General features: G+C 64.2%; 12 protein-coding genes. 9 read left to right on the top strand and 3 right to left on the bottom strand.

Annotation, left to right across the window (positions count from 1 at the left end; all coding sequences use genetic code 11):
* Positions 1-319: 319 nt before the first annotated feature.
* Positions 320-736, bottom strand: a complete 417-nt coding sequence (gene dksA, locus V7Q42_RS20790; protein ID WP_333826183.1) for an RNA polymerase-binding protein DksA — start codon at positions 734-736, stop codon at positions 320-322.
* A gap of 196 nt (positions 737-932) precedes the next feature.
* On the bottom strand, positions 933-1373 hold the full coding sequence (locus V7Q42_RS20785) for a flagellar assembly protein FliX (RefSeq protein WP_333826182.1): 441 nt from the start codon (positions 1371-1373) through the stop codon (positions 933-935).
* A gap of 230 nt (positions 1374-1603) precedes the next feature.
* Between V7Q42_RS20785 and V7Q42_RS20780 the strand changes: the two genes are divergently transcribed.
* The 3 genes from V7Q42_RS20780 to V7Q42_RS20770 are packed head-to-tail and all read left to right on the top strand — an operon-like array spanning position 1604 to position 3542.
* Positions 1604-2722, top strand: a complete 1119-nt coding sequence (locus V7Q42_RS20780) for a flagellar basal body P-ring protein FlgI (RefSeq protein WP_442958246.1) — start codon at positions 1604-1606, stop codon at positions 2720-2722.
* Positions 2722-3051, top strand: a complete 330-nt coding sequence (locus V7Q42_RS20775; protein ID WP_333826180.1) for a rod-binding protein — start codon at positions 2722-2724, stop codon at positions 3049-3051. Before V7Q42_RS20780 ends, V7Q42_RS20775 begins: the two co-directional genes overlap by 1 nt.
* Entirely contained in the window at positions 3048-3542 is a 495-nt protein-coding gene (locus V7Q42_RS20770; protein ID WP_333826179.1) for a flagellar protein FlgN, read from the top strand. The genes V7Q42_RS20775 and V7Q42_RS20770 overlap by 4 nt, the downstream gene beginning before the upstream one ends.
* A gap of 33 nt (positions 3543-3575) precedes the next feature.
* Here the strand turns inward: V7Q42_RS20770 and trhA are convergent, their stop codons facing one another.
* Positions 3576-4247 carry a PAQR family membrane homeostasis protein TrhA gene (gene trhA, locus V7Q42_RS20765; RefSeq protein WP_333826178.1) on the bottom strand — a complete coding sequence of 224 codons (672 nt, stop codon included), beginning with the start codon at positions 4245-4247 and terminating at the stop codon, positions 3576-3578.
* 379 nt (positions 4248-4626) lie between these two features.
* Here trhA and V7Q42_RS20760 point away from each other — a divergent pair, with 379 nt between their 5' ends.
* The 6 genes from V7Q42_RS20760 to flaF all read left to right on the top strand — a co-directional run bounded on the left by V7Q42_RS20760 (position 4627) and on the right by flaF (position 10323).
* Entirely contained in the window at positions 4627-4998 is a 372-nt protein-coding gene (locus V7Q42_RS20760; protein ID WP_333826177.1) for a hypothetical protein, read from the top strand.
* A gap of 293 nt (positions 4999-5291) precedes the next feature.
* On the top strand, positions 5292-6434 hold the full coding sequence (locus tag V7Q42_RS20755; RefSeq protein WP_333826176.1) for a flagellin N-terminal helical domain-containing protein: 1143 nt from the start codon (positions 5292-5294) through the stop codon (positions 6432-6434).
* A gap of 359 nt (positions 6435-6793) precedes the next feature.
* Positions 6794-7945, top strand: a complete 1152-nt coding sequence (locus tag V7Q42_RS20750; protein WP_333826175.1) for a flagellin N-terminal helical domain-containing protein — start codon at positions 6794-6796, stop codon at positions 7943-7945.
* 329 nt (positions 7946-8274) lie between these two features.
* Entirely contained in the window at positions 8275-9426 is a 1152-nt protein-coding gene (locus V7Q42_RS20745; RefSeq protein WP_333826174.1) for a flagellin N-terminal helical domain-containing protein, read from the top strand.
* A 158-nt stretch (positions 9427-9584) separates the two neighbouring features.
* Positions 9585-10001 carry a flagellar biosynthesis repressor FlbT gene (flbT, locus tag V7Q42_RS20740; protein WP_333826173.1) on the top strand — a complete coding sequence of 139 codons (417 nt, stop codon included), beginning with the start codon at positions 9585-9587 and terminating at the stop codon, positions 9999-10001.
* Entirely contained in the window at positions 9961-10323 is a 363-nt protein-coding gene (flaF, locus tag V7Q42_RS20735) for a flagellar biosynthesis regulator FlaF (protein ID WP_333826172.1), read from the top strand. Before flbT ends, flaF begins: the two co-directional genes overlap by 41 nt.
* Positions 10324-10377: the final 54 nt, after the last annotated feature.

Here is a 10377-nt window from a genome sequence, read left to right as displayed (position 1 = left end):
CCATTGTGTTGATTGAGTGAATCACGTCAGATGACGGTCGTCGAGACCTATCCGCACACAGGTCTCCTGATACCAGCGGCCATTGGAAATGACCGATGGTATTCCTGACGCGAATTTCTCATGCCCCGGATGCGAATGAGAAATTCGCGTTCCTTCAAAAGCCGGGTGCGTCAGCACCTCCGGCCTTTGGTATCATACCGAGCGGATGAAGTTCCGACCTGTTCGGAACTTCATCCGCGAAGGCAAGCCCGAACGGGCGCCGGCCGGTCAGGCCGTAACTCACGAAATTCGGACGAGTCCGAATTTCGTGAACTCGGTATCAGTCGTCGCGGTAGACGCGCTCGCGGCGCTCGTGGCGCTCCTGCGCCTCGATCGACAAGGTGGCGATCGGACGGGCGTCGAGCCGCTTCAGCGAGATCGGCTCGCCGGTCTCCTCGCAGTAGCCGTAGGAGCCGTCGTCGATGCGCTTCAGCGCCGAGTCGATCTTCGAGATCAGCTTACGCTGACGGTCTCGCGCACGCAGTTCGATGGCGCGATCGGTTTCCGACGACGCACGATCCGCCAGATCGGGATGATTCTGACTCTCGTCGGCGAGATGCTGCAGAGTCTCGCGAGACTCCTTGAGGATCTCTTCTTTCCACTCGAGTAGCTTCTTGCGGAAGTACTCGCGCTGACGATCGTTCATGAAGGCCTCGTCTTCCGACGGGCGGTAATCCAACTCGCTCACGACCGACATCGATACTCCCTTCCTATCCATTCTGGATGGGGGTGGCGAAGGCGCGCGGAATATAGCCATCGCGCCGGCCTCTTACAACGCCGAGGAGATGACGTCACGATGAAAGCGTAGGCGCTGTGGAAATTTTCTCTACGAATGGTTTTCATCCGCGAGATCGATCCGCGATGCCGCGGCGATACGGCTGATATTTCTGCGATCAGTCGGGAAAGCGACCGAACTTCGCCAACTCCACCCGGGCCCGGAGTTCGATGTCGGCGACCAGAGCGTCGAGGCGGTCGTCGCCCGACGGCGCTCTGCCCCCGAGCATCCGGACGAGCCGCTCCAGCCGATCATCGGCCACGCCGCCGCCGAGGAGATCGAGCCGGACGTTCTCCAGCACGTCGAGCAGGTCGAGCCCGCGTTTGACCGCCTTGCGCCGCCGCTCGCGCGGGTCCTCGGCGACCGGCACGCCCTGCAGCGCCAAGAGCGAGGCGATGTCGTTGAGCCCGGTGGCCCCGGCGAGTGTCGGGGCGGCGGCTTTCGTCGGCACGTCGGCGCCGGGCAGCGCGAACGAAGCGCCGCCGCCTTCCTTCGCCCGCGTCGGCCGACCGCTCTGCACCCCGCCCGTCCGACCGGGTCCGTCGATCCTGATCGCCACGTCTCGTCTCTCCGGCCGGCCCGGCAACTTCTGCCGCGCCTCGCACCTTCTCTAACACGAACCGGCAGCATTTTCCGCCGTCGAAGTGCCGGCGGAACACCCCCGAATCCCGAGGCCGGACGTGAAGCCTTGGTTTTCCGCCCCGTTTCCGCCCCATCGCGGCGACGCCCGCATCTGGCACGACCCTCGCAAGACGAAAGACGAGATTGGGGAGATCTCGTTCGATGTCCATGTGGTTCACCGCTGTCGCTCGCACCTTCGCCTTCGCCGCCGCCTTCTTCGCCGTCGTCGCGACGGCCGAGGCCGCGACGTCGCGGATCAAGGATCTCGCCTCCATCGAGGGCGTCCGCGAGAACCAGCTCGTCGGTTACGGCATCGTCGTCGGCCTCAACGGCACCGGCGACAGTCTCAACAACGCGCCCTTCACCAAGCAGTCGTTGCAGGCGATGCTCGAGCGCATGGGCGTGAACACCCGCGGCGCCAACATGCGCACCGCCAACGTCGCGGCCGTGATGGTCACCGCCAACCTGCCGCCGTTCTCCACCCAGGGCACCCGCATCGACGTCGCCATCTCCGCCCTCGGCGATGCCAAGAGCCTGCAGGGCGGCACCCTCCTCGTCACCCCACTGATGGGCGCCGACGGCGAGGTCTATGCCATCGCCCAGGGAGCGCTCGCCGTCGGCGGCTTCACCGCCAAGGGCGAAGCGGCCTCCGTCACCCGCGGCGTGCCGACCTCCGCCCGCATCGCCTCCGGCGCCCTGGTCGAGCGTGAAGTCGAGTTCAAGCTCGGCTCGATGCGCGCCGTGCGCCTCGCCCTGCGCAACCCCGACTTCACCACCGCCCGCCGCATCGCTCTGGCGATCAACGACCTGATCGGCGTGCCCTCGGCCGAGCCGGTGGATCCCTCGACCGTCCGCCTCACCCTGCCGCCGAAGTTCAACGGCAACATCGTCGACCTCATCACCGACATCGAGCAACTGGCGGTCGAACCCGACCTGCCGGCCAAGGTGGTGATCGACGAGGCGACCGGCATCATCGTCATGGGCCAGGACGTCCGCGTCTCCACCGTCGCGGTCGCGCAGGGAAACCTCACCGTCACCGTCACCGAGCAGCCCGAGGTCAGCCAGCCCAACCCGCTCGCCGCCGGCCAGACGACGGTGGTACCGCGGACCCAGGTCACCGTCGACGACAGTTCCAAGAAGCGCATGGCCATCGTCAACCAGACGGTCTCGTTGCGCGAGCTGGTCGACGGGCTCAACGCCCTCGGCATCGGCCCGCGCGACATGATCACCATCCTCCAGGCGATCAAGGCGGCCGGCGCCCTCCAGGCCGACATCGAGGTGCTGTGATGGGTTTCGACGCCACCATCTCGCTCGCCACCTCGACCCCGGCGCTGCACACCATGGGCGACGCCGCGCTCGGCTCCAAGGCGACGCCGGAAGCCAAGGCCCGCGCCAAGGCGACCGAGTTCGAGCAGGTCTTCCTTTCCACCATGTTCAACCAGATGTTCGCCGGCATCGACACCTCCGGACCGTTCCACGGCGGTCAGGCGGAGGAGACGTGGCGCGGCATCCTGGTCGACAAATATGCCGGCGAGATCGCCCGTTCGGGCGGGATCGGCCTCGCCGACGCCGTCTACACCCAGTTGCTGCAGGTCCAGGAAGGCGCCTCGAAATGAACCCGAGCCACCGCACGCCGCGCCCCCTGCCCGAGACCGAGCCGCTGATCGGTACGGCCGAAGCCGCCGAGGCGTTGATCGACGAAGTGGCGGACACACTCGGCCATCTCGAAGAGGTGATCCGCGAGGAGACCCGCCTGGTGCGCGCCGGGCTGCTGTTCGCCGCCGCCGAACTCGAAGCCGCGAAGACCCGCGTCTCCGGCGACTACCTGCGCCTGCGCGCCCGTCTGAAGGCCAACTCCGTCGTCCTCGGACGTCTGTGCGCGCCCCGGGTCGAAGAACTGCGCCGTCGACACGGCGATTTCAACGCACTCCTGCGCGAGAACCTCTCGGTCCTCGCCATCGCCCGCGAAGTGTCCGAGGATCTGGTGCGCACCGTCTCGGAAACGGTCGGCAAAAGGACCGCTCCCCGCACCTACGGCCGCGACGCCGCAGCCGGCGCCGCCGCCTATTCGACCGCCCGCGGCATCGCCGTCGATCGCCGCCTGTGAACGGCATCGAAGGCTCATGCCCCGTCCCCGCGCTCAGGCCGAGGCGACCATGGCGTGGGTGATCGCGGCGAAGTGACAGAACACCGCCGAGACGACGAAGCCGTGCCAGATGGCGTTGTGGAACTTGAGGCTCTTCCACAGATAGAAGGCGATGCCGGAGATGTAGAGGCCGCCGCCGATCGCCACGAGCGCCACGGTGGCCGGCGGCAGCGACCGCCGCATCGGCTCGATCGCCGCCACCACGACAAGTCCAAGGACGACGTAGGCGACGATCGACAGCCGGTCGAAGCGCCCGGGCAACGCCAGCTTGACGACGATCCCCAGCACCGCGCCGCTCCACACCACGATCGCCAGGGTCCAGGCCCAGACCCCGTCGTCGAAGAGGGTGATCAGCGGCGTGTAGGTCCCGGCGATCATCAGATAGATCGCCGAATGATCGAACCGCCGCAGGATCCATTTCAGATCCGAGGCCGGCACCAGGTTGTAGGCGCAGGAGAAGCCGAGCATCGCCAGGAGGCCGAAGCCGTAGACGATCGTCGCCGTGATCTCGACTCCGCCGTGTTTCAACGCCACCAGCATGATCAGCACGGCGAGCCCGACGATCGCCGCCACGATGGCGATCGCATGGATCAGACCGTCGGCGATCAACTCGCCCTCGCTGAAGGGACGCTTCTTCAGACGTGGATGATCCGCGGGCAGCGACATGGGTTTTCCTCGCAGCTGTGAGCCCGAACCTCGCGCATCGCCGTGGCGGGATTGGGGCGACGCCGGGCCGCAGCACGAGAGTCGTGCCGGCCCTGCATCGCTCCTCTTTCTACGCCCTCTCGCCGGGGAAAGCGACACGCCGATCGAGTCGTTCGACCGGCTCGACTCGATCCGCTCAAGTTCTCGCCGGCCGTTTGCTTCGAACACGAGACCCATCTTTACCGATGACTCGCGCCGACGATTCACCATATCGACGAATATTCCACCGCTACTCACCCGGAGGTGGTCGGCGAATGGATTTGTTTACGGTTGATTCAAATCGCGTGTGGAGCATGGCACGACACCAGATCCAGGGCAGGGAGAGCCCGAGGAGTCGACCATGGATACCGGAGCCATCAGACCCTACGCGACGATCGTCCACGATCCACCCAACCGCCGCGACGACGTCGCCGGCGGCGCGACCGCGACGGATCTCCCGACCGAAAAGACCGTTCGCGCGGCTCAGCCGTCGCAGAACGCCTCCTCCACCGACGACCGTCGCCGCGATCAGGAAAGAGCCGGGCGGCTCGCCATCAGAGCCGGTTTCGAACGCGACCTCCCGAGCGGTTCGGTCGTCTACCGCTGGACCGACGAGACGACGGAGCGAGTCATTCTGGAGATCCCCCGCTCCGACAAGATCCGCTCGCGCGCCGCCTACGAGCAACACGACCGCACCTCCCACGAGACACCTGCCGTCGACCGATCCGTCTGAGCGGGGAAGACGGCACAGCCCCGCCCCCCTCCGCGTCGATCGCACACCCTGAGCCCTCGCCCTCGAAGCGAGGGCTTTTTCGTCGCGCGCGTCCTCAGCGTAAACGATGCGGTAAGCATAACAAACTGTATACGCTCGTCGATTACTTCAAACACGCTTAACCATGACGTTCGTTAACTACATTCCTTATGCAATGATTCAAGTTTGGCCGGCAGTTGTTGTTGCGTCATCTATCGGAGGTGACCGCGGTTCAGAAGGGACCGACGTATCTCGATCAGGAAGGATCGAACAACATGTCTATCGCGATTTCCGCCGGCGTCCGTAATGCTCTCTCGTCGCTGCAGTCCACCGCCGAGATGATGGGCATCACCAACCAGCACCTGGCCACCGGCCGCAAGGTGAACTCGGCCTCCGACAACGCCAGCGCCTACTTCACCGCGCAGAGCCTGAACAACCGCGCTTCCGACATCTCGAACCTGCTCGACGACATGGGTCAGGCGGTTCAGGTGCTGAAGGCGGCCGATCAGGGCATCACCTCGATCTCCAAGCTCGTCGACGCCGCCAAGGCCAAGGCCAACCAGGCCCTGCAGACCTCGGACAGCTCCTCGCGCACCAAGTACGCCGCCGAATACGGTGAGCTGCTCAACCAGATCGCCTCCGCGGCCAAGGATGCCAGCTACAACGGCAAGAACCTCCTCGGCGGCACCGGCAACGATCTCTCGGTCCTCTTCAACGAGACCTCGACCAGCAAGCTGAAGGTGACGGCGGTCGACTATACCGACGCCTCCAACATCGGCCTCGACTCGACCATCTATTCGGGTTCGGGCACGACCTTCGGTGCCGACACGGCCGAGACCACCGACGCCGGCTCCGCCGACGGCGATTATCTCGAATTCGCCGTGACCACCTCGTCCGGTTCGACCACCTACAAGGTCAACCTGACCGACGCCGACACCATCAAGGACGTCGTCGACAAGGTGAACAACGCCACCAACGGCGAGGTTCAGGCCAGCTACGACGAGACCTCCGGTCAGATCAGCTACGCTTCGGCCAACAACTTCACCGTCGCCCACAACGACTCGTCCGACGGCGCCGTCTCCGGCTCCAAGCTGACCGTGACCGCCGCGTCGGCCGCGGTGAACTTCGGCACCGACGCCCAGATCAATGCCGTCCTCAAGGCGTTGAACTCGGCTCAGAGCACCCTGCGCGCCCAGTCCTCGACCTTCGGCACCAGCCTGTCGACCGTCCAGACCCGCCAGGACTTCGCCAAGAACATCATCAACACCCTGCAGGCCGGCGCCGACAAGCTGACGCTCGCCGACACCAACGAGGAAGGTGCCAACCTCCTCGCCCTGCAGACCCAGCAGGCTCTGTCGACCAAGGCTCTGTCGCTCTCCGCGCAGGCCGGTCAGCAGGTTCTCCAGCTGCTCGGGTGATCGTTCGCGACCACGGCATCGACGAGACGGGCGGGCTTTCCCGCCCGTCTTGCTTTTTCAACGATCGTCTTCATCACGAAAACTCGTGCAACCTACGGCACGAGCGACAGGTCGTCATGAATTGATGCGCGCATTACACTCGTATGGCGCCATTTCCCTTGGCAACACGGCGTATTCGACCATCCGACGACAGTGGACGTATTCACCTCTGTCTAACAAAAATTCCATCTCATGGGCGAATACCGGCCGCTGCCGTTTACTTCGAATTAGGGTTACCGCGCCAACATGATCCCGACGTGCCGAGTACGCACGCCCTTCCAGGATGGAGGGGAAGCCCCAGAATCGGGAGTGAGTAAAACATGTCTGGTATCGTTCTCTCCGCCTCCGTCCGGCAGAACCTGCTGTCTCTGCAGTCGACCGCCGATATGCTCGGCACGGTTCAGAACCGACTGGCCACCGGCCGCAAGGTCAATTCGGCCCTCGACAATCCGAAGTCGTTCTTCACCGCGTCGGCGCTCTCCAACCGCGCCTCCGACCTCGGCAACCTGCTCGACGACATGGGTCAGTCGATCCAGGTGCTCAAGGCGGCCGATCAGGGCATCACCTCGATCTCCAAGCTCGTCGACAGTGCCAAGGGCAAGGCGACGCAGGCGCTCTCCACCACGGCTTCCGACACCGCCACTCGCGCCAAGTACGCCGCCGAGTACGGCGAGATCCTCAAGCAGCTCGAGGCGGTCGCCAAGGACTCCGGCTACAACGGCAAGAACCTTCTCGCCGGCACCGGCAACGACCTGTCGGTCATCTTCAACGAAGATTCGACCAACAAGCTCAAGATCACCGCCGTCGACTACACCGACGCCACCGCCATCGGCCTCGACTCGACCATCTATTCGGGCTCGGGCACGACCTTCGGCGCCAACACGGCCGAGACCACCGACGCCGGCTCCGCCGACGGCGATTACCTCGAGTTCGCCGTGACCACCTCGTCCGGGTCGACCACCTACAAGGTCAACCTGACCGACGCCGACACCATCAAGGACGTCGTCGACAAGGTGAACAACGCCACCAACGGCGAGGTTCAGGCCAGCTACGACGAGACCTCCGGTCAGATCAGCTACGCTTCGGCCAACAACTTCACCGTCGCCCACAACGACTCGTCCGACTCGGCCGTCGGCGGTTCGAACCTGGTCGCGACCCCCTCGGCCGCCTCGGTGAGCTTCGCCACCGACGCCCAGATCAACGCCGTCCTCAAGGCGCTCTCCGCCGCTCAGAACGAGCTGCGCGCCCAGTCCTCGACCTTCGGCACCAACCTGTCGACGGTGCAGATCCGCCAGGACTGGACCAAGAACATCATCAACACCCTGTCGACCGGCGCCGACAAGCTGACGCTCGCCGACACCAACGAGGAAGGCGCCAACCTGCTGGCTCTCCAGACCCAGCAGTCGCTCTCCTCCAAGGCGCTGTCGCTGTCGGCCCAGGCCGGCCAGCAGGTCCTTCAGCTCCTCGGCTGATCGATCCGATCACGAAGAAGATTCGAAGACGACGAGACGGGCGGGGCAAACCCGCCCGTCTTCGCGTTTCTCGGCCCGGATGCGGACCGGGTTTCGTCGATCGCGTCTTCGCGACGGCGCGCGCGATCGGCCGAATTCCGCCCTCCCCGCCACTCTCCCCGTGCGTCGAGGCCACCGAATTCCGGCCGGCGAAGGAATATCGCGCTGTCCCGGCAAACGCTTGATCCGGTTTACTCTCCATTAAGGTTAACGAAGCATGATGCTCCCATGAAGTGAAACAACACTCCCTTCCGAATCGGCGGGGACCACCAGAAACGGGAGTGAGATCGGTGTCCGATATCGTTCTTTCCGCCTCCGTCCGGCAGAATCTGTTGTCGCTGCAGTCGACCGCCGAACTGCTCGGGACGGTACAGAACCGACTGGCCACCGGCCGCAAGGTGAATTCCGCTCTCGACAATCCGAAGTCGTTCTTCACCGCTTCCGGTCTGTCGAACCGCGCCTCCGATCTTTCCAACCTGCTCGACGACATGGGTCAGTCGATCCAGGTGCTCAAGGCGGCCGATCAGGGCATCACCTCGATCTCCAAGCTCGTCGACAGTGCCAAGGGCAAGGCGACGCAGGCGCTCTCCACCACGGCTTCCGACACCGCCACTCGCGCCAAGTACGCCGCCGAGTACGGCGAGATCCTCAAGCAGCTCGAGGCGGTCGCCAAGGACTCCGGCTACAACGGCAAGAACCTTCTCGCCGGCACCGGCAACGACCTGTCGGTCATCTTCAACGAAGATTCGACCAACAAGCTCAAGATCACCGCCGTCGACTACACCGACGCCACCGCCATCGGCCTCGACTCGACCATCTATTCGGGCTCGGGCACGACCTTCGGCGCCAACACGGCCGAGACCACCGACGCCGGCTCCGCCGACGGCGATTATCTCGAGTTCGCCGTGACCACCTCGTCCGGGTCGACCACCTACAAGGTCGACCTGACCGACGCCGACACCATCAAGGACGTCGTCGACAAGGTGAACAGCGCCACCAACGGCGACATCCAGGCGAGCTACGACGAGGCCTCCGGCCAGATCAGCTACGCTTCGGCCAACAACTTCACCGTCGCCCACAACGACTCGTCCGACTCGGCCGTCGGCGGTTCGAACCTGGTCGCGACCCCCTCGGCCGCCTCGGTGAGCTTCGCCACCGACGCCCAGATCAACGCCGTCCTCAAGGCGCTCTCCGCCGCTCAGAACGAGCTGCGCGCCCAGTCCTCGACCTTCGGCACCAACCTGTCGACGGTGCAGATCCGCCAGGACTGGACCAAGAACATCATCAACACCCTGTCGACCGGCGCCGACAAGCTGACGCTCGCCGACACCAACGAGGAAGGCGCCAACCTGCTGGCTCTCCAGACCCAGCAGTCGCTCTCCTCCAAGGCGCTGTCGCTGTCGGCCCAGGCCGGCCAGCAGGTCCTTCAGCTCCTCGGCTGATCGACCGCGACATCGAAGAAGATCTCCAGACGGGCGGGGCCACCCCGCCCGTCTTGGCGTCTCGCGATCCGTCAACGCAGCATTAACCACGGTTGCGCGAAGATGATCCCGGCAGGGAGATCGAGATCTCCGTACCGCCTGTCCCAGCACGAGGCCTCATGTCACTCAAGGTCGAACTCAAGCCAGGCGAGAAGATCATCATCGGCGAGTCGTTGATCACCAACGACCATCAGCGCACTCGTCTGTTCATCGAAGGCAGTGCACCGATCCTTCGAGAGAAGGATATTCTTTCGCCGGCGACCGCGGATACTCCGGCCAAGCGCATCTACCTCATCGTACAACTGATGTATCTGGCACGGAATGTCGAGAAGCTTCAGGACGAATATTTCACTGCGATCAATGAATTCATTCTTGCATCGCCGAGTTCTATCGGCTATATTACCGATGTTAGCAAGAATATCCTGAGCGGCAATCTCTACAAGGCGCTCAAGGACGCGAGATTGTTGATCGAACACGAAAGGCGTCTGATCGGTCATGTATCAGCAAGCGGCTCAAGCCTATCGCCAGACCAATAGGACCATCGCCAATCCGCGCGATCTCGAGTCCGGCCTTCTTCTGCGCGCCGCCGCCCGTCTTCAGGCGATTTCGGACGACTGGGCGACGAACGAGAAGGATCTCGATCACGCTCTGACGTTCAATCGCAAGCTCTGGACCATCCTCGTTTCCTTCGCCACCGGCGAGACCAGCGAGTTGCCGCACGAATTGCAGGAGAACATCGCCAATCTGGCGACCTTCATCTTCAAGCGCACGATGGACACGATGATCGAGCCGACGCCGGAGAAGCTCTCGGTGCTGATCAACATCAATCGCGCGATCGCCGCCGGCCTGCGCAACTGATACCAACGGGCGCTGAGGCTGGCTCTCGGGGGGGCTTTTCGGCGGTTCGGATCG

This window comes from Pinisolibacter sp. (assembly GCF_036782435.1).
Lineage (GTDB): Bacteria > Pseudomonadota > Alphaproteobacteria > Rhizobiales > Ancalomicrobiaceae > CALBKH01.
The sequence above is the reverse complement of the archived record's forward strand: the minus strand, read 5'-3'. Positions and strand labels throughout refer to the sequence as shown.

What these genes read in the sequence shown, in the direction of transcription:
- V7Q42_RS20755 (WP_333826176.1), top strand. Translation starts at nt 5,292, where the DNA reads ATGTCTATCGCGATTTCCGCCGGCGTCCGTAATGCTCTCTCGTCGCTG.
- V7Q42_RS20760 (WP_333826177.1), top strand. Translation starts at nt 4,627, where the DNA reads ATGGATACCGGAGCCATCAGACCCTACGCGACGATCGTCCACGATCCA.
- flaF (WP_333826172.1), top strand. Translation starts at nt 9,961, where the DNA reads ATGTATCAGCAAGCGGCTCAAGCCTATCGCCAGACCAATAGGACCATC.
- trhA (WP_333826178.1), bottom strand. Translation starts at nt 4,247, where the DNA reads ATGTCGCTGCCCGCGGATCATCCACGTCTGAAGAAGCGTCCCTTCAGC.
- V7Q42_RS20775 (WP_333826180.1), top strand. Translation starts at nt 2,722, where the DNA reads ATGGGTTTCGACGCCACCATCTCGCTCGCCACCTCGACCCCGGCGCTG.
- dksA (WP_333826183.1), bottom strand. Translation starts at nt 736, where the DNA reads ATGTCGGTCGTGAGCGAGTTGGATTACCGCCCGTCGGAAGACGAGGCC.
- V7Q42_RS20750 (WP_333826175.1), top strand. Translation starts at nt 6,794, where the DNA reads ATGTCTGGTATCGTTCTCTCCGCCTCCGTCCGGCAGAACCTGCTGTCT.
- flbT (WP_333826173.1), top strand. Translation starts at nt 9,585, where the DNA reads ATGTCACTCAAGGTCGAACTCAAGCCAGGCGAGAAGATCATCATCGGC.
- V7Q42_RS20780 (WP_442958246.1), top strand. Translation starts at nt 1,604, where the DNA reads ATGTGGTTCACCGCTGTCGCTCGCACCTTCGCCTTCGCCGCCGCCTTC.
- V7Q42_RS20770 (WP_333826179.1), top strand. Translation starts at nt 3,048, where the DNA reads ATGAACCCGAGCCACCGCACGCCGCGCCCCCTGCCCGAGACCGAGCCG.